Here is a 22,010-nt window from a genome sequence, read left to right on the forward strand (position 1 = left end):
GCGTCGATGAGCCGCCGTGGCAACTGTTACGACAACGCCCCGATCGAATCCTTCTGGGGAACGCTGAAGAATGAACTGATCTATCATCAACGTTTCGCCACACGTGAGCAGGCACGCCTGGCGATCAGCGAATACATCGAAATCTTCTACAACCGGCAGCGCACGCAGGCGCGTCTGAACTACCAATCGCCTGTCGCGTTCACGCAGCGTTTCTATCTGAATCAGATCGCTGCTTAACCCGTTGGCCTCCACGAATTCCGTCTGACCTCAGTCATTGCAGGTTCACGTAGAGGCCGCCGTCGACGAGAAGTGCCGCGCCGTTGACGTAGCGCGCCAGGTCCGACGCAAGGAACACCACGCAGTCCGCGACGTCGTCGGGTTCGCCGAGGCGGCCGAGCGGAATCCGCCGCTCGAAGTACTCGGCCTTGCCGGGCGCCGCGAGATCCGCTTCGTTGATCTCGGTGCGGATCGTGCCCGGCAGCACGGAATTGCAGCGGATCCGGTGCGGGCCGAGCGCGACCGCGCACGACTGCATCAGCGCGTGCACGCCGGCCTTCGTCGGCGTGTAGTGCGTCTGCATGCCGCCGCCGACGAGCGCGCTGATCGAACTCGTCGCGACGATCGCGCCGCCGTCGCCCTGCGCGGCCATTCGGCGCGCGACCGCCTGGGTCACGTGGAACGCGCCGTGCAGGTTGACCTCCATCGTGCGTCGCAGCAGGTCGGCGGGCAGATCGAGGAACGCGTGGAACGGACAGATCCCCGCATTGCTCGCCAGCACGTCGATCCGGCCGAACGCGTCGACGGCCCGCTCGACCAGTTCGTCCGCGGTGTCCGGCCGCGCGATGTCGCCCGGCACGGCGAGCGCGCGCCGGCCGGTCGCGCCGATCTCGTCGACCAGCGCGTCGAGCGCGTGATCCGACTGCGCCGGCAGCAACGGGTTGGCCCAGTAATTGACGACGACGTCGGCGCCATGCCGCGCGCACGCGAGCGCGATCGCCCGGCCGATGCCGCGCGAGCCGCCGGTGACGATAACGACCTTGTTCTCGAGCAGTTGCATCGCGGCGGCTCAGTGCGTGTAGGGCCGTTCGGTGCGCACGGCCGGATTGAGCCGCACGCCGAAGCCGGGCGTATCCGGCACCTTCATCCGCCCGCCCGTCGGCACCGGTTCGTCGAGCAGCAGCGGATCGAACATCGGCACGACGCGATCCGCCTGCGGCGCCATCATCAGGAATTCCGCGAACGGGCTGTTGTGCCGCGTCGTCACGAAGTGATAGCTGTAGACCGACGAGCCGTGCGGCACGACGAGCACGCCGTGTGCGTCGGCGAGCGCCGAAATGCGGACGAGTTCGGTCAGGCCGCCGCACCAGCCGACGTCGGGCTGGATGATGTCGCAGCAGCCCATCTCGAGCAGCATCCGGAAGCCCCAGCGGGTCGCCTCGTGCTCGCCCGTCGTCACGAGCAGATCGGGCGGCGCCGCACGGCGCAACTGCGCGTAGCCCCAGTAGTCGTCGGGCGGCAGGCACTCCTCGATCCACTTGAGCCCGTAAGCGCGCGCCTCGTGCGCGAGCCGGGTGGCGTAGCGCACGTCGAGGCTCATCCAGCAGTCGAGCATCAGCCAGAAATCCGCGCCGACGCGATCGCGCATCGTCGCCAGCGCGTCGAGGTTGCGGCGCAGGCCCTCGTCGCCCTCCGCCGGGCCATGATGCAGCGGCAGCTTGCCGCCGACGAACCCCATCTCCTTCGCGAGATCCGGCCGCGCCCCCGTCGCATAGAACTGCAGTTCGTCGCGCACCTTGCCGCCGAGCAACTGGTGCACCGGCTCGCCGCGCACCTTGCCGAGCAGGTCCCACAACGCGAGATCGACGCCGGAGATCGCGTTCAGCACCACGCCCTTGCGCCCGTAATAGAGCGTCGCGTAGAACATCTGATCCCACATCTTCTCGATGTCGGTCACGCGCTGCCCTTCGATGAAGCGCGCCAGATGGCGCTCGACGACGAACGCGCCGATCTCGCCGCCCGTCGTCACCGCGAAACCGACCGTGCCGTCGCTCGCCTCGATCTCGATCACGAGCGTGCCGAGCACGTTGATGCCGAACGACTGCCGGCTCTGCCGGTATTCGGGGTAACGCGCCATCGGCGTCGCGATGTGATCGTCGATCCAGTGGTCCGCGCCCTGGTCGTGGTAGTCGGCGCCGCCGCCGCGTACCGTCAGCGCGCGGATGTGTCGTATCGTGGGCATGCTCATCGGGACGTTCCTCGATCGGAAAGAAGAAAATGCGCGCGTGTCAGCGCGCCCAGCGCAGCACGAGCGCGTCGAGCCGCCGCGCGATCTCGACGAGGCCCGCGCGCGTCTCCGGGTGCAGCGGCATCAGCGGGCGCCGTGGCGCGTCCGACGCGATCACGCCGCCCTCCTTCATCAGCGCCTTGCAGGCGAGCAGCCCGGCCTGCCGGTTTTCATAGTTGATGAGCGGCAGCCACTTCTCGTAGCCGGCCACCGCCTCGTCGCGCCGGCCCGCGCGATAAGCGGCCAGAATCGGCTGCAGCCCGTCCGGGTAGCCGCCGCCGAGGATGCTGCCGGTTGCGCCCGCGTCGAGATCGGCGAGCAGCGTGATCGCCTCCTCGCCGTCCCACGGCCCCTCGATCGCGTCGCCGCCGAGCGCGATCAGCTCGCGCAGCTTCGCCGCCGACTGCGGCACCTCGATCTTGAAATAACGCAGGTTCGGAATCGTGCGCGCGAGCCGCGCGAGGAACGCCGCCGATACCTGCGTGCCGCTCATCGGCGCGTCCTGATACATGATCGGAATGTCGATCGCATCGGAGACCTCCGAGAAGAACGCGCCGATCGCCGCCTCGCCGCAGCGAATCGTCGCGCCGTGATACGGCGGCATGATCATCACCATCGCCGCGCCGGCCGCCTGTGCGGCCCGGCTGCGTGCCGCGCAGATCACCGGATTGAAATGGGTCGTCGTCACGATCACGGGCACCCGGCCCGCGACGCGCTCGAGGATCATCCCGGTGAGCCGTTCGCGCTCGTCGTCGGACAGCGAGAACTGCTCCGAGTAGTTCGCGAGGATGCACAGCCCGTCCGCGCCCGCGTCGATGATGAAGTCGACGCAACGCATCTGCCCTTCCAGATCCAGTTCGCCCGATTCGGTGAAAATGGTCGGCGCGACGGAAAACGCGCCCGTATAGCGGCGAGCTGCCTGCGTGTCGTGAATCATCTTGTCGGCCTCATTTCATTTAGGATTGCAAAAATGATGGAATACGATTCCGCACATCGTCACGAGTCGGTCAGACCCGGCCGTACCGGCCGCGCAGCCCGTCCGTCACGCCGCACAGAATCGCGTGCAGCTTGGTTCGCTTGTCGCGCGCATGCAGCAGGATGAACGCGACGTGCTTCAGCGTGATCAGGTTGATCAGCAGCATGGCCGGATAGCGGCGCCAGTAGTCGCGTGCGACCAGGATGCAGTTGCGGGCGGCGTAGTAATGGCGCAGCGCGCTCTGATCGAAGATCTCGACGCGCGGCCAGTGCTGCCGGGCCGACGGACTGCCGAGCTCGTGCGGCAGCGACACGTCCGCATTCACGCACACCGGCACGCCGTTCGCCTGCGCGCGCATGCAGTACTCGGCGTCGACATGATCGATGAAGAAATCCTCGCGAAACCGGCCGAGCGCGCGATACGCGTCGAGCGAGATCGCGGTGCCGGACGAGATGATCACCGAGCACGGCAGCAAGCCGCGCGCGCCGTCGCCGATCGGCGTGATCCGCGCAGACCAGCGGCGCACGGTGAAGAGCGGCAGGTTGCGCCGGAAGTTGCGGTTGAAGATGCGCGGCCCGACCAGGAAGCGCGTATCGCCGACCGTCGCGCACCCCGTGAGCATCCGCTCGAAGTAATCGGCGGGCACGGTCGAATCCTGGTCGAAGATGAAGAACACGTCGCAGCCGCGGCGAATGAGAAACTCCACACCGGCGTTGAACGCGCCGGCGATCCCGCCGCGATTGTGGTTCGCGACCACGTCGACGCCGTGCGCGGCGAGCCGCGCGTGCAGCTCGCGATCGACGACGGGCGAGTTGTCGACCGCGACGACGGCCGGACTGTGCGCGGGCAGGCCCAGCAGATGGTCGATCTGCGCCGCGGACGGCTTGTACAGCGTGACCAGCGTGCCATGTTTCATGACGGCACCTCGTAACGAAAGCGTGGCGATGCGCCGCACCGGCAGGCGGGCGGCCCGTCCTCCTTTGCCTTGCGTCTCGTCGGCGCGGTCTCGCCGGGCGCGCGTGCGCCGCGGACCGCCCGTTATTTCGCGTACAGCTTGACGACGCTCGCCGCCACGACGCGCGTGATTTCCTCCATCCGCCAGCGGATGTGCGTGTCGGTCAACGCGACGCATCGTTCGGTGTCCCGCGCGGCGAGCGCGTCGAGGATTTCCAGATGCTCGGTGAAGGCCGCGTCGCGCCGCTGGTCGACGTCGACCCATCGCACGTAGTGAATCCGCGCGTTGATTCCCTGCAGTACGCGCCCGATCTCCGCATTGCCCGACAGCGCGGCAAGCTCCAGGTGAAACAGTTCGTCCTTCACGACGAGCTCCGACGACGGCATCCGCGGCGCGCTCTTCATCACCTGCCGCCAGAAGCGGCGCAGTGTCTTGATGTCGTTGTCGGACGCCCGCTCGCACGCGAGCATCACCGCGGTCGACTCGATCGAACGCCTCAGCTCAAAGAGATCGAACACGTCTTTCCCTTCCAGTTGGCGGATGAAGAATCCGCGATTCGGCACGAAGACCAGCAGGTTCTCTGCGACGAGCCGGTTCAGCGCCTCCCGGATCGGCGTGCGGCTGACGTCGAACCGTTCCGCCAGTTCAAGCTCGTTGACCCGCTCGCCCGGCCGGATCGTATACAGCACGGCCATCTGCTTCAGCTGCTCGTAAATCTCGTTGACCGTGAGGCCCGCGCGCCTGGGCGCCAGCGCCTCGCGGCCGCCAAGCACGGAATTCGCTACCATCTCGCCTCCTCCTTCGTCTGTCGGCGACCGTCATTATCGGCCATGGACCGGCCTGCGGACGCCTCTCTTGCTGCTACCGTCATTGCATCAGCAGGCGTCCGAAGCCCGGCACCGGATCGTCGACGCCGGCGAGCCGCAGCGCATGCCACGCGAGCGCGTGATTGCTCGACAACACAGGCTTGCCGACGCGCGCCTCGATCTCCGCGAGCGCGTCGACGAGCCGAAGGCTCGTGCACGACACGAACACTGCGTCCACCGCCGGATCGGCGGCCAGCGCGAGCACCGCGCGCTCGATGGATGCGCGGTCGATCCGCGCCACCTCGTTGTCGTCGCGGTGCTCGAACGAACCCGCCCGCACGACGTCGACGCCGCGCGCGCGCAGGTAGGCCGCCATCGCTTCGTTGATCGAGCGCTCGTACGGCGTGAGGAGCGCGACGCCGCGCGCACCCAGCGCGCCGAGCGCAACCCGCGCCGCGGTGATCGGCGTCGTGCACGCGACGCCCGGCCGCGCCTCGCGGATTCGCTCGAACACGCGCTCCTCGCCGAGCACCATCGACGCGGACGTGCAGCCGAACGCAACCACGTCGAGGCGCTCGCCGGGGCGGATCAGCTCGACGGCCGCCGCGATCCCGCCGTCCATCCGCGCGAGCGTCTCCGCGGTGATGTCGGCGGAGTTCGCGATCCGGCTCTCGTAGAACGCGACGCCGTCGAGCGCGAGCACGCGCCGCCATTCGTATTCGATCGTATGGTCGGTCGCGAGCACGACGAGCCCGATCGCCGCGCGGCGCGCGATGCCCGCATCGAGCGAGAAGCCGAAGCGCGCGTACGAACCGGCGCCGTGCTGCACAGGGGTCGAAAGAAGTTCGCTCACTGGAGTGTCATCCCGGTAATGTCGATGTCGGGCTGCCGGCCGTGGATCAGGTCGGCGACGATCTTCGCGGTACCGCACGACATCGTCCAGCCCATGTGGCCGTGCCCGGTGTTGAGAAACAGGTTGCGATGCCGGGTCGCGCCGATGATCGGCGTGCCTTCCGGCGTCATCGGCCGCAATCCGGCCCAGTACGACGGTTTCGTATAGTCGGCGCCGTTCGGAAACAGCGCCTTCGCGGTCGCCAGCATGTGCGCGAAGTCAGCCGGCGTGTGGGTCGTGTCGTAGCCGCCGAATTCGGCCGTCGCGGTCAGGCGCAGCCGCTCGCCGAACCGCGCCCACGCGACGAGCTGGTTTTCCTCGACGCCGCCGAGCGTCGGCGGCTCGTGGCGCGCGTCGATCGGCAGCGTGACCGAATAGCCTTTCACCGGATAGATCGGCAACCGGTAGCCGAGCCGGCGCGCGACGAACGGCGAGTACGCGCCGAGCGCGAGCACGTAGCGGTCGCCGCTCACGCGGCCCTGCGACGTCTGCACGTAGTCCACCGCACCGGCGTTCGCGCGCATGCCGTCGATCGTCGCGCCGAAGCGGAACTCGACGCCGAGCGCGCGGCAGCGTTCGGCGAGCGCGCGGGTAAACAGATGCGCGTCGCCGCTCTCGTCGGACGGGCAGTAGATCGCGCCCGCGATCTCGCCCGCCGCGCCGGCGAGCGCGGGCTCGCGCTCGATCACCGCGCGCGGGTCGAGCGTCTCGAGCGGCAGGCCGTTGTCGGACAGGATCCGCATGTTCGCGACGCCGCGCTCGAACGACGCGGGATCCCGGTACAGGTACAGCAGCCCGCCGCTGATCCGGTCGTACGCGAGCCCCTCGTCGCGGGTCGCGGACTGGAGCTGCTGCTGCGCGTAGCGGCACAGCCGCACCTTGATCGACGTGTTCCGGCGCGACCGCTCCGCCGTGCAGTTCTGCAGGAACTGCCGGCACCACGCCCACATCCGCCAGTCCGGCGACCACTTGAGGCGCAGCGCCTGCCCGTCCGAGAACAGCGACTTGAGCAGGATCTTCGGCGCGCGCGGCGACGCCCACGTATAGGAATGCCCGGGCGCGATCAGCCCCGCGTTCGCGAAGCTCGTCTCGAGCGCGACGCCGTCGCGCCGGTCGACCACCACCACCTCGTCGCCCGCCTTCGCGAGAAAGTATGCGGTCGTCACACCGACGATGCCGCCTCCGAGCACGACCGTCCTCATCGCTCGCCTCCGCTAGAACGCGGCGATCGCCGCGATTTCAACCGTGTACTCGGGAAACGCGAGCGCCGACTCCACGCACGCACGCGCCGGCGCGTCGCCCTGCGGCACCCATGCGTCCCAGACCCGGTTCATGTCGGCAAAGCTCCGGTGATCGGCAAGCCAGATGTTCGCGGACACGATCCGGCGCTTGTCGAGCCCCGCGCCGTCGAGCAGCCGGTCGATCTTGTCGAGAATCTGGCGGGTCTGGCCGGCGACGTCGAGTGCGGTGTCGTCGGCAACCTGTCCGGCAATGAACGCGAAGCCGCCCGCAACCACGAGCTGGCTCATCCGTTCGCCTGCGCCATATCGCTTGATCTCCATCGCACCGCCTCCGTTTCCGTGTCGAGTGGGTTGAATTCTAAGCATCCATATTCACAACTGTATACACTTTTTTCAAAAAGATTCGATGCCGCGCCAATCTGGCGCAGATGCCCGACGCTGGTGTTTACCGTCGCTGAGTTTGTGCATTTAACGCTTTAAAACAAGGCATTTTCTTACACACATCGGTGCATTTGACGGACTTCTCCACATCCGTTCAAAAAGTGTTTGCCAACGATTTTTGTTCTGTGATTCTGTCGACACTTCTGTATTTCAAACGCAATTCAACACGCATTCAGGAGAACAAAAATGAAGCTGGGTTGCTGGAGTCTCGGGATCTGCGTCGCGCTCGGCGCGTGGGCGACATTTCCTGCGCGCGCCGACGTCAGCGTCGGCGCCGTGTTGCCGCTGACAGGCGCAAGCGCGTCGATCGGCGAGGACCAGCGGCGCGGGATCGAGCTCGCGGTCGCGAAGATCAACGCGCAAGGCGGCGTGCTCGGGCAGAAGCTGCAGGTGCGGATCGAGGATTCGGGCGGCACGGCGAACACGGCGCTCGACGCCGCGCGCAAGCTGGCGACGGTCGAGCGCGTGCCGCTCGTGCTCGGCGAATTTTCTTCGTCGGTGACGATTCCGGTCGGGCAGTTCCTCGTGCGTCAGGGCGACGTGCACATCAACATCGGTTCGTCGAGCCAGCAGGTCCGCAAGATCGGCGCGGGCTCGTTCAGCGCAATCGGGCTCGACGACCTGTCCGCGCGCTTCGCCGCGCAGGATGTGTACGACCGCAAACTGCGGCGCGTCGCGCTGATCGCGCCGAACAACGGCTACGGCCAGGGCATCGCGGCCGAGTTCAGGAAGCGCTTCGAGGCGCTCGGCGGCACGATAGTCTCGACGGTGCTCTACACCGAGGGCCAGTCGACCTACCGGCGCGAGCTGGAGCAGGCATCGCGCGCACAGCCCGACGGCTACGTATACAGCGCGTACGGACAGGAAGCCGCGACGCTGAACCGGCAGGCGTTCGAGATGCGCCTCAACCAGCGGCCGTGGTACGGGATCTACCTGACGATGTGCACGAGCGACACGCCCGCCCAGATCGCGCAGGGGCAGATCGGCCTGGAGGTCGCGGCGCTCGGCACAAGTGCCGACGCGTACGCGGCCGACTATCGAGCCGCCTACCACGAGGCGCCGCGCTCGGCGTTCGGCAGCTACGCGTACGACGCGACGATGCTGTCCGCCGCCGCGATCAATCGCGCCCAATCGGCCGATCCGGCGAAGGTGCGCGCGGCGCTCGCGGCCAGCCAGCCTTATACGGGCGTGACCGGCACGATCGCCTTCGACGCCGACGGCCAGCGCACGGTGCAGCCGTACGAGAAGGTCGTGTACCGGCAATCCGTCGTCGCGCGCTAGCCACCGGGAGCAACGCGATGCTGCAATTCCTGATCGATGTCCTGATGCGCACGTCCGACCTGCTGCTCGTGTCGGTCGGCCTGTCGACGCTGTATTCGCTGATTCGCTTCCCGAACATCGCGCACGTCCAGTACGCGATGATCGGTGCGTTCGCGACCCTCGGGTTCGAGCGCGCGGGCCTGCCGTTCGCGCTCGCGACCGCCGTATCGTGCGTGCTGGTCGGCCTTGCCGCGACGCTGCTGAACCTGTTCGTGTTCACGCGGCTGCTGCGCTCGGGCAGCGCGGTCGCGATGATCGGTTCGCTCGCCGTGTCGCTGCTCGCCGTCGCGCTGATGCTCGGCGCCGCCGGCTCGCGGCCGCTGCAGTATGCGCAGGCGGTGCGTCCGCCGCTGATGGTCGGCGGCGTCGCGATGTCGTCCGCGCAGGCGGGCTCGATCGCGTGCGGCGCCGTCGCGCTCGCCGTGTTCGCGCTGCTGCTGTACCGCACCCGCCTCGGCCGCGCGATGCGCGCGCTCGCGTCGAATCGCGCGCTCGCGCTCGCAACGGGCATCGACGCGCAGCGCGTGACCAACGTGATCACGTTCGCAAGCGGTGTGCTCGCGGCGCTCGGCGGCACGATGCTCGGCGCGACCGAAAGCGTGCACGTCAACCTCGGCTACGGGCTGCTGATCCCGGTGTTTTCCGCCGCCATCCTCGGCGGCCTCGGCAATCCGCTCGGCGCGGCGGCCGGCGCGCTCCTGATCGCGTTCGCCGAAACGACCGCGCTCGACGTCGACTTCGGCGGGCTGGTCGGCCGGCCGCTCGCGTTCTTTCCGGTCGAATACGTCGGCGCGGTGTCGTTCGCGATCCTGCTCGTCGTACTCGTGTTCCGGCCATACGGAATCTTCGACAGGGAGGTGCGCCGTGTCTAGTTTCATCGTCCATCTGCTGACCGTCGCGTGCCTGTACGCGACGATGGCGCTCGGCCTGAACCTGCAGGCCGGTTACGCGGGGCTCGTCAATTTCGGCTTCGTCGCGTTCGCGGGGCTCGGCGCCTACGCCGCCGGCATCGCGTCGCAGCTCGGCTGGCCGCTGCCGGCCGCGCTCGCGCTCGCGGCCGGCGCGGCGAGCGTGCTGGCCGTCGCGATCGCGCGGCTGGGCCGCCATCTGTGGGCCGCCAACTGGGGCATCGCCACCCACCCGAACGCCCACTAACATACCACCGTCGCGTTGAACGAAGGCTGGCTTACCGGCGGCGCGCAAGGCATCGGCGGCATCTCGCCGCTCTTTCCCGGGCTGCGCGCGCCGTGGGCCGACCTCGCGTTCCTCGCCGTCGCGGCCGGCGGCCTCGCCGTCGCATACGCCGCATGCCGGCTGCTGACCACCGGCCGCTTCGGCCGCGCGCTGAAGGTGATGCGCGAAGAGCCCGCGCTCGCCGTCTGCTTCGGCTACGACCCGGTTGCGCTGAAGACCCGGGCGAGCGTCGCGGGGGCGCTGCCCGCGGCGTTCGCGGGCGCGCTCCTCACCTGGTACATCAGCTACGTCGGCCCGGACACGATGGTGGCATCCGAAACCTTCGCGCTGTGGACCATCGTCATGGTCGGCGGGCTCGGCAGCCACGCGGGCGTGCTGGCCGGCGCACTCATCGTGCAGGCGGTCTACGCGGTCGCGCCGTTTCTGAAGGACTGGCTCGGCGTCGGCAGCGACCTCGCGGGCGCGGTGCGCCTCGGCCTCGTCGGCCTGATGCTGCTCGCATGCGTGCTGTGGCGCCCGCGCGGCCTTGTGCCGGAACGACTGGAGGTTCACCCATGAGCGCCCTGCTCGACCTTGAAGGCGTCACGATACGCTACGGCGACAACACCGTGCTGTCCGGCCTCACGCTGTCCGTCGGCGACGGCGAGATCGTCGGGCTGCTCGGTCCGAACGGCTCGGGCAAGAGCACGGCGCTCAATGCGATCACGGGCTTCGCTCCCGTCGCGGCCGGCGCGATCCGCTTCGCCGGGCGCCGCATCGACACGCTTGCGCCGCACCGGATCGCGCGGCTCGGCATCCGCCGGACGTTCCAGTTGCCGTCGATGCCCGCGCGCATGTCGGTGCTGGAGCTGGCGATGGCCGCGTCGTCGGCCCGTCACGGGCCTGTCGCCGCGTTGCTGCGCAGTCGTGCGACGCGCGCGCTGGAAGCCGAAACCCGCGCACGCGCTACCGCGCTGCTCGAAGAGCTGAAGCTCGCGCACGTCGCGCAGCTCGGCGCCGCGGCAATTTCGGGCGGCCAGAAGAAACTGCTCGGCATCGCGTGCGCGATGATGACCGAGCCGAAGCTGCTGCTGCTCGACGAACCGACCGCGGGCGTTCACCCCAACCTGCGCGGCGAGCTGGTCACCGAACTGCGCCGCATCTGCGGACAGGGCGTCACGCTCGTCGTGATCGAGCACGACATGCACTTCATCCGCGAGCTGTGCGACCGCTGCATCGTGCTCGATCGCGGCGCCGCGATCGCCGACTGCCGTCCCGCCGAACTCGAGAGCAACCGGCGCGTGCTCGATGCCTACCTGGGCCGCGCGCATGCGCGCCGTCCGCTGGGGGTGTCATGATCGACGTCCGCGATCTGATCGCCGGCTACACGCCCGACATCGACATCCTGCACGGGGTATCGCTCTCCGTCGGGCCCGTCGACATCGTCACGATCCTCGGCCCGAACGGCTGCGGCAAGTCGACGCTCCTCAAGGCCATCGCCGGCTTCGTGCTGCCGCGCGCCGGCGCGGTCACGATGCACGGCCGCGACATCGCACGCGTGCCGGTATACCGCAAGATCCGCGAGTACGACATCGGCTTCGTTCCGCAGACCGACAACGTGTTCGGCGCGCTGACGGTTCGCGAGAACCTGATGCTCGGCGGCCACGCGATGTCCGCGTTCCCGCGCGAAGCGCGGATCGAGGAGCTGTGCGAGCAATACCCGGTGCTGCGGCGCCGCTACCGGTCGCCCGCGGGCGCACTGTCGGGCGGCGAGCGGCAGATCGTGTCGCTCGCACGCGCGCTGATGCCGCGCCCCGTGCTGCTGCTGCTCGACGAGCCGTCGGCCGGCATGTCGCCGAAGATGGTCGACGAGGTGTTCGACGCGATCGTCAGGATGCGCGACACCGAGCACATCGCAGTGTTGATGGTCGAGCAGAACGCGCTCGAGGCGCTGCGCATCGCCGATCGCGGCGTGGTGCTGACGATGGGCCGCGTTGCGCTGACGGGCACGTCGGCCGAACTGCTCGACAGCGACGAGATGCGGCGTCTCTATCTCGGCGGGCGCGCGGCATGAGCACGAACGCCGCCCCCGCTGCCGGCGCGAGCGGCACGACCGCCACACGGCCCGCGCGCGTGATGATCGCGCTCGCCTGCGGCTTCGTGATGGCGATGCTCGACGTGACCATCGTGAACGTCGCGCTGAAGGCGATGCAGGCGAGTCTCGACATGTCGCTGACGGCACTCGTCTGGGTGGTCGATGCCTATACGCTCAGCTTCGCCGCGCTGCTGCTGTTCGGCGGCGCGCTCGCGAACCGTTACGGGCCGCGTACGATCTATGTCGCCGGGCTCGCGCTGTTCGTCGCCGCGTCGGTGCTGTGCGCGGCCGCGCAGACGAGCGGCATGCTGGTCGCCGCGCGGCTGCTGCAGGGCGTCGGTGCCGCGCTCTTCATGCCGAGCTCGCTCAGCCTGCTCACGCTGGCGTTTCCGGCCGGGCCGCTGCGCACGCGGATGATCGGCATCTGGGGCGCACTGGTATCGGCGGCGATGGCGATCGGGCCGTGCGTCGGCGGCGTGCTCGTCGACGCGATCGGCTGGCGCGGAATCTTCTGGGTCAACCTGCCCGTCGGCCTGGCCGGACTGTGGCTCACGCGCCGCCATGTCGGGCATTCGCCGCGCCATCCCGGCCCGCTGAACACGTTCGGCCATCTGCTCGGCGTGCTCGCGCTCGCGGCGCTCAGCTATACGCTGATCGAGGGGCCGGGCGCCGGCTGGCGCTCGCCCGCCATCGTCGCCGGCGCGGCCGCGACGCTCGCTGCCGGCACCGCATTCGTGTGGCGCGAACGTCGCGCCCGCCACCGGATCCTGTCGCCCGCGCTGCTGCGCAACCCGCGCTTCGTCGCGGGCGGCCTGCTCGGGCTCGCGATCAATTTCGGCATCCTCGCGGAAATCTTCCTGCTGAGCCTTTACCTGCAGCAGACGCGCGGCGCGAGCGCGCTGCGCGCCGGCTTCGAGCTGTTTCCGCTGATGGCGATGTTCGGCATCGGCAACCTCGCGTCCGCCCGCGTGAGCGCGCGGCTGGGCCCGCGCGGCACGCTGCTCGCGGGCCTCGCGCTCGCCACGCTCGGCAGCGCCGCGCTGATCGGCATCGAGGCGCTGCCCTACACGGCGCTCGCGATCGCGGTCGGCATCGCGAACTTCGGCGCGGGCCAGGCGATCCCCGCGATGAATCTCGTCGTCATGCAGTCGGCCGGCCCCGCGGATGCGAATCTCGCCGCCGCATCGCTGAACGCGAGCCGGCAGATCGGCTCGCTGGTCGGCGTCGCGATCGCGTCGGTCGTGCTGCACGCGATCGCCGCCCCGGACCGCGCGACCGCCGCCGGTTTCGCGGTGATCGCGGCCGTCTACCTGGCCGGCTTCGCGATCGTGTTCCGGCGCATCGACCCGGGCTGACGCGCACGCGGGCCGCCCTTCTTCATCACAGCGAGGACATCATGCACACAGCGACTGGCCGTAAGGGACTGATTCTGGCGGGCGGATCCGGCACCCGGCTCCATCCGCTCACGCATTCGGTATCGAAGCAGCTGATGCCGGTGTACGACAAGCCGATGATCTACTACCCGCTCAGCACGATCATGCTGGCCGGCATCCGCGACGTCCTGATCATCTCGACGCCGCGCGATCTCGATGCGTTCCGGCAACTGCTCGGCGACGGCGAACAGTGGGGCATGAATTTCTCGTACGCGGTGCAGCCGAGCCCGGACGGGCTCGCGCAGGCGTTCGTGATCGGCGCGTCGTTCATCGGGCACGACGCGGCGACGCTCGTGCTCGGCGACAACATCTATCACGGTCCGGCGCTGTCGTCGCTGCTGCAGCGCGTCGCCGCGCGCACGACGGGCGCAACGGTGTTCGGCTATTACGTGCGCGACCCGGAGCGCTACGGCGTCGTATCGTTCGACGAGCACGGGCGGGCGATCGATCTCGAAGAGAAGCCTCGCGAACCGAAATCGCACTACGCGGTGACGGGTCTCTACTTCTACGACAACGACGTCGTCTCGCTCGCGAAGGAGGTGCGCCCGTCCGCGCGCGGCGAGCTGGAGATCACGGACCTGAACCGCGCCTATCTGGAGAACGGCAAGCTGAACGTCGAGATCCTCGGCCGCGGCTACGCGTGGCTCGACACCGGCACGCACGAGTCGCTGCTCGATGCGGCGAATTTCATCCAGGTGATGCAGGCGCGCCAGGGGCTGCAGATCGCGTGCCCCGAGGAGATCGCGTACCGGCTCGGCTGGATCGACTCGCAACGGCTCGAAGCGCTCGCGCATGCGCTGTCGAAAAGCGGGTATGGCCGTTACCTGCTCGACGTGCTGAACAAGGAGGTCGCCGCATGACGTCCGTCATCGAGACGACGCTGCCGGGTGTGCTGCTGATCGAACCGGCGAGCTTCGGCGACGCGCGCGGCTTCTTCGTCGAAAGCTATCGCGAGTCCTGGCTGCGCGATGCGGGCGTCGACGCGGGCTTCGTGCAGGACAACCACTCGCGCTCCCGGCGCGGCGTGCTGCGCGGCCTGCACTACCAGTTCCGGCATCCGCAGGGCAAGCTCGTGCGTGTGTCGCGCGGCGCCGTGTACGACGTCGCGGTCGACATCCGGCCCGGTTCGCCGCATCTCGGGCACTGGTTCGGCACCGTGCTCGACGACGTGTCGCATCGCCAGCTGTGGATTCCGCCGGGCTTCGCGCACGGCTTCTGCGTGCTGTCCGACGAGGCCGACTTCGCGTACAAGTGCACCGCGTACTACGATCCGTCGTCGGACGCGGGCGTGCTGTGGGACGACCCCGACATCGGCATCGAATGGCCCGCGCTCGACGTGCCGTTCGAGCTGTCCGACAAGGATCGCCGACAGCCGCGCCTGCGCGACCGTGCGCCGGCGTCGCCCGACCTTCACGGAGCCCTGCGATGACGATCGTCGTGACCGGCGCGCTCGGCCAGGTCGGCCGTGAACTCCTGCTGCGCGCGGGTACGCGCCCGGCGATCGGACTATCCCGCGCGCAGCTCGACATCACCGATCCGCGGGCCGTCCGCGATGCGCTCGCCACGCACCGCGCGACGCTCGTGATCAATGCGGCCGCGTGGACGGCCGTCGATCGCGCGGAAACCGAGCCCGACGCCGCATGGCGCGCCAATTGCGCCGGCCCGGCGACGCTCGCCGATGCGTGCGCCGCGGCCGGCATCCCGTTGCTGCACCTGTCGACCGACTACGTGTTCGACGGCCGCGCTCAAGGCGCGTACGACGAAGCGGCGGGCGTCGCGCCGCTCGGTGTCTACGGGCACACCAAATGGGCAGGCGAGGAAGCGGTCCGCCAGCGGCTGCCGGATGCGCACCTGATCCTCCGGATCGCGTGGGTGTTCGGCGCGCACGGCGGCAATTTCGTGCGCACGATGCTGCGGGTCGGCCGCGAGCGCGACGAACTCGCGGTCGTCGCCGACCAGTACGGCGGCCCGACGCACGCCGGCGCGGTCGCCGACGCGCTGCTTGCGATCGCGGATCGCCACCGCACGGGTATCACGACGCGCTGGGGCACCTACCACCTGTGCGGCACGCCCGTCACGACCTGGCACGGCTTCGCCGAGACGATCTTCGGGCAGGCACGGCGCGCCGGCCTCATCGATCGCATCCCGCTCGTGCGCCCGATCCGCACGGCCGCTTATCCGCTGCCGGCGCCGCGGCCGGTGAATTCCGCACTCGACTGCACCCGCATTCGCGAGCATTTCGGCATCGAGGCGCCGTGCTGGATCCCGGCGCTCGCCGACGTGCTCGATACCTGGAAACGAACCTCATGAGCCATCGACCGAAACATGTCCTCGTCACGGGCGGCGCCGGGTTTATCGGCGCCAACTTTGTCCACTACCTGCTCGCGACGGATCCGCAGGTCCGGATCATCAATCTCGACCTGCTCACCTACGCCGGCAGCCTCGACCATCTCGCGGGCTCGGAAGACACCGGCCGCCATCGGTTCGTGCTCGGCGACATCTGCGACCGGCCGCTCGTCGAGAGCCTGCTGCGCGATCACGCGATCGACACGATCGTCCACTTTGCCGCCGAGAGCCACGTCGACCGCTCGATCACCGGCCCGGGCGAATTCGTCCGCGCGAACGTCGTCGGCACCTGGACCCTCCTCGACGCGGCGCGCACGGTCTGGATGACGGGGCAGGACGCCGACGCGCACGCGCAGCGCCGCTTCCATCACATCGGCACCGACGAGGTGTACGGATCGCTCGCGCCGGACGATCCACCGTTCTCCGAAACCACGCCGTACGCGCCGAATTCGCCGTATTCCGCCAGCAAAGCCGGCTCCGACCATCTCGTGCGCGCGTACTTCCACACGTACGGGCTGCCGGTCACGACGACCCACTGCTCGAACAACTACGGCCCGCGCCAGCACGCCGAGAAGTTCATCCCGACGGTGATCCGCAGCTGCGTCAACGACCTACCCATTCCGCTCTACGGCGACGGCGCAAACGTCCGCGACTGGTTATACGTCGACGATCACTGCCGGGCGATCGATGCCGTGATCCGGCACGGCACGGTCGGCGAGACGTACAACGTCGGAGGATGCAACGAGTGGCGCAACGCCGACATCGTCGACCTGATCTGCTCGCTGCTGGACATGCGCCGGCCGCAGGGCGCGCCGCACGCGCGCCTCAAGCACTTCGTCGCCGATCGCCCCGGTCACGATCGCCGCTATGCGATCGACGCAGGCAAGCTCGAGCGCGAACTTCGATGGAAGCCGGCGGAAACCTTCGAGACGGGCATCCTGAAGACGCTCGACTGGTATCTGTAGGCATCCTGACGTCACTCGACATCCATCGCGTCCGTCATGCGGATCGGGGGCCGGCGCACGGTGTCGGGGGAGTCGGCGCCTCCAGGCATGCCTTTGTCGAGATGCACTCCGGCGTGTCGGCGTGCGCATAGGCGCGCGCGCCGAAGAAGGCGATCCCGGCCAGCATACAGCGCGGTAAGGTTGCCGATCCGTTCGGTTGGGTCCATGACGTCGCTTGAGCTATTTGCCCAAATAATTTTGCCTGGGTAAGCTGCCTGACGCGCGCCGCCAGGAGACATCGGCACGTACCCGGAACCCGCGGCGCGATCGACCTGGGAGGATTCGATCCGCCGTCCCGATGTGGCTGCAGACATCATGAAGCACGAATCAGGCGCCGTATCCGGCGCCATCCCGACACGCGACACGAGCGCAACGCCGCACTCCGTGCTCGAAGACATCTACGGGATGATAGTCGGCATGGCCTTTGTGGTTATCGGGCTCGTCCTGCTCAAGGCGGCCGGACTTGTCACCGGCGGGATCGCCGGCATTGCGCTGCTCGTCTCGTACCTCTGTCCATTATCGGTGGGGACGATCTTCACGCTGGTCAACCTGCCATTCTTCATCTTCGCGCACTTCGTGATGGGGCCACGTTTCGCCATCAAATCGACGATCGCGAGCTGCGGCATCACGTTCGCCCTCGCGGCGATGCCCCGGACCCTGAAAATTGCCTTCGTGAACCCGCTGTTCGCGGCATTGGTGGGCGGCACGCTGTGCGGCATGGGCATTCTTGCGCTCGCGCGGCACGGCGCGGGCGTCGGCGGCACCGGTGTCGTCACGTTGTGGCTGCAGCGCGTGCGAGGCATCAACGCCGGTATTACGCAAGTGTGTATCGACGCGATGATCCTGCTGACGTCCACGCTGGTCATTCAGGCCGATCGCGTCGGCTGGTCGGCGATCAGCGCCGTCGCCATGAGCGCGATGGTCGTCGCATGGCATCGCCCGGGCCGTTATACCGGTACCGCGCCCTGAGCGCCCGGTCGACATACCGGCACATCTCGTCCAGCCGCTATTGGCAGCCGTCATGCCGACGGACGCAAGGGCAGCCATTGAACATATCAAACGCAAGTCTCCGGTGCAGTTGATGCGCTCGCCGCGTTTCGCGAGACGCGGCCCGCCTTCGCGGCGCAGATCGCGAGCGTGTGGATGGATGTCGATACCGTCGATCTTTTCATCGAATCAATACTCATCGCCGATTATTCAAATTCCAACACCAATCAATAAATAAAAACAGCCTCACCGAAAATTTACTAAAACAGAGTTAATGCGAAAAATTATCAAATCAAGAAGTCGATAAATTAATTCGATTGGAATCCAATGAATCCAATCAATAGCCTGTGTTCCGCGCCGCAACATCGTGATTCAAAATCGACGAGACAAAGGAGGTGCGGAATATTATTTTTAAAATCAATTCTCACGAGTTTTTTGCTTGACCAGGCCATCGCGGACTTCTCGACATTCGAGAGTCAGCGATCCGGAAAAACAGGCATGTAGTTCCCGGCATGGCCATCCGGCACCAAACCGCGTTACTCCACTCATTACTACCCTAGGAAAAAACATGAACAAGATTGCGACCGTGCTTTTCTCAGCCCTGATGCTCGCCTCCTCGTACGCTTCCGCACAGGCACTTTGCAAGGCCGGCAAGATCGACAAGATCGAAACCGACACGACCGGCAACCTGCTGGTGACCATTGGCGATGGCGCCTATTCTTTCAGCGCCAAGGAAGTTTACCCCCTGATTTACTCGGCATATTCCGAAAACAGAAATCTGTTTATCTACGGCAATAATTGCGCGAATGGCTCACCGGCCACCCGCTTTGCCATTCGATAAACTTTAAATAATCCGGAAATTACCGACATTCGGCGCCAGGGGCTGGATTCCGTTTTCCAATCCAGCCCCATTGTTTATTGCAGTTCCAAAAATGATGAGGCATGACACACTCACGCCCGCAACGCGGCGCTTCCTTGACTGATAAGTTCGGCGGCAGGATGTGGCCGACGCCCGTCGGCTCAAGCACCTGGAATCGGAGAACGGACTCGGCGGGGACTATCGCAATGCAACACATGCAGGATGCGGCAGGCGCTCCCGCCCCCCCTTACCCCCGCCCCGCCCGATAGCCAGCCCCCACCCCTACGCCTGCACGAACGCCAGCAGGTCGGCGTTGAGCACGTCCGCATTGACCGTCAGCATGCCGTGCGAATAATCCGGATACGTTTTGAGCGTGCCGTTCTGCAGCAGCTTGATCGACTTCAGCGCGGCATCAGCGATCGGCACGATCTGGTCGTCTTCGCCATGCAGCACGAGCGTCGGGACGGTGATCGACTTCAGGTCCTCGGTCTGATCCGTTTCCGAAAACGCCTTGATGCCTTCGTAGTGCGCCTTCGCGCTGCCTTCCATCCCCTGCCGCCACCAGTTCCGGATCACGCCCTGATGCACCGTCGCGCCGGCCCGGTTGAAACCGTAGAACGGGCCGCTCGGCACGTCGAGGAAGAACTGCGCGCGATTGTCGGCGAGCGCTTTCCGGAAGCCGTCGAACACGTCGATCGGCAAGCCTTCGGGGTTCGATTCGGTTTTCAGCATCAGCGGCGGCACCGCGCTGACCAGCACCGCCTTCGCGACGCGACCGGCCGGCTGGCCGTGCTTCGCAACGTAGCGGGCCACTTCGCCGCCGCCGGTCGAATGACCGATATGCACTGCATTGCGCAGGTCGAGCGCTTCGACGACCGCGAACGCGTCCGCTGCGTAGTGATCCATGTCATGGCCGTCCGACACTTGCGCCGACCGGCCGTGGCCGCGCCGGTCGTGCGCAACCACGCGATAGCCCTTCTGAACGAAGAAGAGCATCTGCGCATCCCAGTCGTCGGAAGACAGCGGCCAGCCATGATGGAAGACGATGGGCTGTGCATCCTTCGGGCCCCAGTCCTTGTAGAAGATCTCGACGTTATCCTTCGTAGTGACGTATGGCATCGCGATTGACTCCTGTGAGGTGGATGAACTCGGCGTACCGGCCGGCAGCCATTATCTGCCTTTATTGTGAAACCGTGATGCCACGGTGCGCCGCGACTGCCGATCATCTACTGACGGGAAATAAACGCCTGGGATGCGAGCGATGCCGGTGCGCCGATCGTCAACCGTCCGTCGACACCGTCACGGCCTCCCACGCACGGATTTCTGCTTCCAGCGCCGACAATTTGGTCCGCACCAGCCGCAGCGCATCGCTGCCGAGCAACAGGTGCGCGGGCGGATGTTCAGCCGCGATGACTGCGAGCATCGCCCGCGCGGCCTTCGCGGGATCGCCCAACTGCTTGCCGCTCTTCTCCTCGCGCGCCTCGCGGATCGGATCGAAGATCGCGTCGTAGTCGGCGATCGAGCGCGGCGTGCGCACCATCGAGCGGCCGGCCCAGTCGGTGCGGAACGAACCGGGCGCCACGGCCGTCACCGCAATGCCGAAAGGCTCGAGCTCCTTGCCGACGGTTTCGGAAATGCCTTCCAGCGCGAATTTGCTGCCGCAGTAATAAGCGATTCCCGGCATCGCGATGTGGCCGCCCATCGACGTGATGTTCAGGATGCGGCCGCGCCGGCGCGCGCGCATGAACGGCACGACGGCCTTCATCATCGCGACCGCGCCGAATACGTTCACGTCGAACTGCCGGCGCATCTCGGCGAGCGGCGCTTCTTCCATGATGCCTTCGTGCCCGTAGCCGGCGTTGTTCACCAGCACGTCGACGGGCCCGACGTTCGCTTCGATTTCCGCGACGATACCGTCGATGCGGTCGAAGTCGGTCACGTCGAGCACACGCGCGAAAGCCGCGTGCGCGGACAGCGCCTCGAATTCCTGCGCCGCCGGCGCGCTTCTCACGGTACCGACCACCGTGTAGCCGGCCGCGAGCGCCTCCTGTGCGAGCGCGCGGCCGAAGCCGCTGCTGACGCCGGTGATGAGCATGATGTTGCCGGATGCCATGTTCGCTTCTCCCGAATGTCGATTGAAGCATGCATACTAGTCTGACGATCAACGTCGAATAAGCCCGATTCCGCTGATTTTCTTGCACAAAACTATGAGCGCCGAATCCTCCTCCGCCCGACATTCGTCACTGTCGTCGTCACCGCGAAACCGCAAACGCCTGGTCGCGCTGCTGCGCACGCTGGCGCCCGACGAAGGCTACAACCTGACGGCGCTGCCGAGCGTGCGCATCCTGCGCTCGAACCGCGCGCTGTCGCGCACGCCGGTGCTGTACGACCCGGGAATCGTGATCGTGTGCCAGGGCCGCAAGCGCGGCTACTTCGGCGGCGAACGCTATCTGTACGACGAACACCACTACCTGGCGGTGTCCGTGCCCGTCCCGTTCAGCATGGAAACCGACGCGACGCCCGAACGCCCGCTTCTCGCGCTGTATCTGCACCTCGATTTCACGATGGCCGCCGAACTCGCGGCGCAGATCGACCGCGAAGGCGTGGCGGAACACGTGCAAGCGCCCAGAAGCATGATGTCGACGCCGATGGATGCAGCGATGCACGCGTCGGTGCTGCGCTTCGTCGAGGCGATGCAGCAGCCGCTCGAAGCCGCGGTGCTCGGCCCGGCGCTGCTTCGCGAGCTGTATTTCCGTGTGCTGACCGGCGCGCAGGGAAGCGCGATGCGCAGCGCACTCGCGATGCGCGGGCAGTTCGGCCGGATCGGCCGATCGCTGCGCGTGATCCATGCCGATTACGCGCAACCGCTCGACGTGGCGCAACTGGCCGACGAGGCCGACATGAGCGTGCCGAGCTTTCACAGCCATTTCAAGGCGATCACGCAGGTGTCGCCGATGCAGTACCTGAAGTCGACACGCCTGCATCAGGCGCGGCTGCTGATGGTGCGCCAGGACCTGACGGCAGAGGCGGCCGGCTACGCGGTCGGTTATACGAGCCCGTCGCAGTTCAGCCGGGAATTCAAGCGTCTGTTCGGCCTGACGCCGGCCAAGGAAACGCAGCGCATGCGCGAGAGCTTCGCGATTCCGGAGGCGTTCGAGGATGCGGTGTTCGTGTCGTCCCATTGAGAGGCGCGTGGCC

The 22,010-nt window shown here is 67.3% G+C and carries 23 protein-coding genes and 1 pseudogene; 14 read left to right on the forward strand and 10 right to left on the reverse strand.

What is annotated here, in order from left to right:
- A partial coding sequence (locus tag ACPUER_RS22975; RefSeq protein WP_425132198.1) for an IS3 family transposase occupies positions 1 to 237 on the forward strand: 237 nt, incomplete at its 5' end.
- Between the two features lie 34 nt (positions 238 to 271).
- Here the strand turns inward: ACPUER_RS22975 and ACPUER_RS22980 are convergent.
- From ACPUER_RS22980 to ACPUER_RS23015, 8 genes are all read right to left on the reverse strand, one after another.
- Entirely contained in the window at positions 272 to 1,057 is a 786-nt protein-coding gene (locus ACPUER_RS22980; protein WP_425132199.1) for an SDR family NAD(P)-dependent oxidoreductase, read from the reverse strand.
- Between the two features lie 9 nt (positions 1,058 to 1,066).
- Entirely contained in the window at positions 1,067 to 2,245 is a 1,179-nt protein-coding gene (gene rhmD, locus ACPUER_RS22985) for an L-rhamnonate dehydratase (protein WP_425132200.1), read from the reverse strand.
- Positions 2,246 to 2,285: 40 nt separating this feature from the next.
- Entirely contained in the window at positions 2,286 to 3,221 is a 936-nt protein-coding gene (locus ACPUER_RS22990; protein ID WP_425132201.1) for a dihydrodipicolinate synthase family protein, read from the reverse strand.
- A 70-nt stretch (positions 3,222 to 3,291) separates the two neighbouring features.
- The gene (locus ACPUER_RS22995) at positions 3,292 to 4,176 is read right to left on the reverse strand and encodes a glycosyltransferase family 2 protein (RefSeq protein ID WP_105392800.1); all 885 of its coding nucleotides are present in this window, start codon (positions 4,174 to 4,176) and stop codon (positions 3,292 to 3,294) included.
- A 122-nt stretch (positions 4,177 to 4,298) separates the two neighbouring features.
- Complete coding sequence (locus tag ACPUER_RS23000) at positions 4,299 to 5,003, reverse strand: GntR family transcriptional regulator (RefSeq protein WP_175961840.1); 705 nt, start codon at positions 5,001 to 5,003, stop codon at positions 4,299 to 4,301.
- Positions 5,004 to 5,082: 79 nt separating this feature from the next.
- Complete coding sequence (locus ACPUER_RS23005) at positions 5,083 to 5,874, reverse strand: maleate cis-trans isomerase family protein (protein ID WP_425132202.1); 792 nt, start codon at positions 5,872 to 5,874, stop codon at positions 5,083 to 5,085.
- The gene (locus ACPUER_RS23010; protein WP_175961842.1) at positions 5,871 to 7,115 is read right to left on the reverse strand and encodes a D-amino acid dehydrogenase; all 1,245 of its coding nucleotides are present in this window, start codon (positions 7,113 to 7,115) and stop codon (positions 5,871 to 5,873) included. Before ACPUER_RS23010 ends, ACPUER_RS23005 begins: the two co-directional genes overlap by 4 nt.
- Positions 7,116 to 7,127: 12 nt before the next feature.
- Positions 7,128 to 7,475 (reverse strand): RidA family protein, encoded by a 348-nt coding sequence (locus ACPUER_RS23015; RefSeq protein ID WP_175961843.1) that lies wholly within the window; start codon positions 7,473 to 7,475, stop codon positions 7,128 to 7,130.
- 306 nt (positions 7,476 to 7,781) lie between these two features.
- Between ACPUER_RS23015 and ACPUER_RS23020 the strand changes: the two genes are divergently transcribed.
- The 12 genes and pseudogenes from ACPUER_RS23020 (at position 7,782) to ACPUER_RS23075 (ending at position 18,794) form a co-directional block, all read left to right on the forward strand.
- Positions 7,782 to 8,876 carry an ABC transporter substrate-binding protein gene (locus ACPUER_RS23020; protein WP_175961844.1) on the forward strand — a complete coding sequence of 365 codons (1,095 nt, stop codon included), beginning with the start codon at positions 7,782 to 7,784 and terminating at the stop codon, positions 8,874 to 8,876.
- 17 nt (positions 8,877 to 8,893) lie between these two features.
- Positions 8,894 to 9,787, forward strand: coding sequence for a branched-chain amino acid ABC transporter permease (locus tag ACPUER_RS23025; protein ID WP_310133611.1), 894 nt, complete (start codon positions 8,894 to 8,896; stop codon positions 9,785 to 9,787).
- Positions 9,780 to 10,667 (forward strand): annotated as a pseudogene (locus ACPUER_RS23030) (branched-chain amino acid ABC transporter permease). The gene ACPUER_RS23025 and the pseudogene ACPUER_RS23030 overlap by 8 nt, the downstream one beginning before the upstream one ends.
- Entirely contained in the window at positions 10,664 to 11,446 is a 783-nt protein-coding gene (locus tag ACPUER_RS23035; protein ID WP_425132203.1) for an ABC transporter ATP-binding protein, read from the forward strand. Before ACPUER_RS23030 ends, ACPUER_RS23035 begins: the two are co-directional and overlap by 4 nt.
- Complete coding sequence (locus ACPUER_RS23040; RefSeq protein WP_425132204.1) at positions 11,443 to 12,162, forward strand: ABC transporter ATP-binding protein; 720 nt, start codon at positions 11,443 to 11,445, stop codon at positions 12,160 to 12,162. Before ACPUER_RS23035 ends, ACPUER_RS23040 begins: the two co-directional genes overlap by 4 nt.
- Complete coding sequence (locus tag ACPUER_RS23045) at positions 12,159 to 13,538, forward strand: MFS transporter (protein WP_425132205.1); 1,380 nt, start codon at positions 12,159 to 12,161, stop codon at positions 13,536 to 13,538. The genes ACPUER_RS23040 and ACPUER_RS23045 overlap by 4 nt, the downstream gene beginning before the upstream one ends.
- Before the next feature lie 41 nt (positions 13,539 to 13,579).
- Positions 13,580 to 14,476 (forward strand): glucose-1-phosphate thymidylyltransferase RfbA, encoded by an 897-nt coding sequence (rfbA, locus tag ACPUER_RS23050; protein WP_072437758.1) that lies wholly within the window; start codon positions 13,580 to 13,582, stop codon positions 14,474 to 14,476.
- On the forward strand, positions 14,473 to 15,045 hold the full coding sequence (gene rfbC, locus ACPUER_RS23055) for a dTDP-4-dehydrorhamnose 3,5-epimerase (RefSeq protein ID WP_243567018.1): 573 nt from the start codon (positions 14,473 to 14,475) through the stop codon (positions 15,043 to 15,045). The genes rfbA and rfbC overlap by 4 nt, the downstream gene beginning before the upstream one ends.
- A complete protein-coding gene (gene rfbD / locus ACPUER_RS23060; RefSeq protein WP_425132206.1) occupies positions 15,042 to 15,926 on the forward strand; it encodes a dTDP-4-dehydrorhamnose reductase in 885 nt (294 codons plus the stop codon). The genes rfbC and rfbD overlap by 4 nt, the downstream gene beginning before the upstream one ends.
- A complete protein-coding gene (gene rfbB / locus ACPUER_RS23065; protein ID WP_425132207.1) occupies positions 15,923 to 16,927 on the forward strand; it encodes a dTDP-glucose 4,6-dehydratase in 1,005 nt (334 codons plus the stop codon). The genes rfbD and rfbB overlap by 4 nt, the downstream gene beginning before the upstream one ends.
- 354 nt (positions 16,928 to 17,281) lie before the next feature.
- A complete protein-coding gene (locus ACPUER_RS23070; protein WP_175961849.1) occupies positions 17,282 to 17,935 on the forward strand; it encodes a YitT family protein in 654 nt (217 codons plus the stop codon).
- 586 nt (positions 17,936 to 18,521) lie between these two features.
- Complete coding sequence (locus tag ACPUER_RS23075) at positions 18,522 to 18,794, forward strand: hypothetical protein (protein WP_175964103.1); 273 nt, start codon at positions 18,522 to 18,524, stop codon at positions 18,792 to 18,794.
- 300 nt (positions 18,795 to 19,094) lie between these two features.
- Here ACPUER_RS23075 and ACPUER_RS23080 read toward each other — a convergent pair whose 3' ends face one another.
- Complete coding sequence (locus tag ACPUER_RS23080) at positions 19,095 to 19,931, reverse strand: alpha/beta fold hydrolase (RefSeq protein WP_425132208.1); 837 nt, start codon at positions 19,929 to 19,931, stop codon at positions 19,095 to 19,097.
- A 160-nt stretch (positions 19,932 to 20,091) separates the two neighbouring features.
- The gene (locus ACPUER_RS23085; RefSeq protein ID WP_425132209.1) at positions 20,092 to 20,925 is read right to left on the reverse strand and encodes an oxidoreductase; all 834 of its coding nucleotides are present in this window, start codon (positions 20,923 to 20,925) and stop codon (positions 20,092 to 20,094) included.
- Between the two features lie 94 nt (positions 20,926 to 21,019).
- Between ACPUER_RS23085 and ACPUER_RS23090 the strand changes: the two genes are divergently transcribed.
- Positions 21,020 to 21,997, forward strand: a complete 978-nt coding sequence (locus tag ACPUER_RS23090) for an AraC family transcriptional regulator (protein ID WP_425132210.1) — start codon at positions 21,020 to 21,022, stop codon at positions 21,995 to 21,997.
- The last annotated feature ends 13 nt before the right edge of the window (positions 21,998 to 22,010 follow it).

The organism is Burkholderia sp. DN3021 (genome assembly GCF_049805555.1).
In the GTDB taxonomy this organism is placed as follows: Bacteria; Pseudomonadota; Gammaproteobacteria; order Burkholderiales; family Burkholderiaceae; genus Burkholderia; species Burkholderia pyrrocinia_C.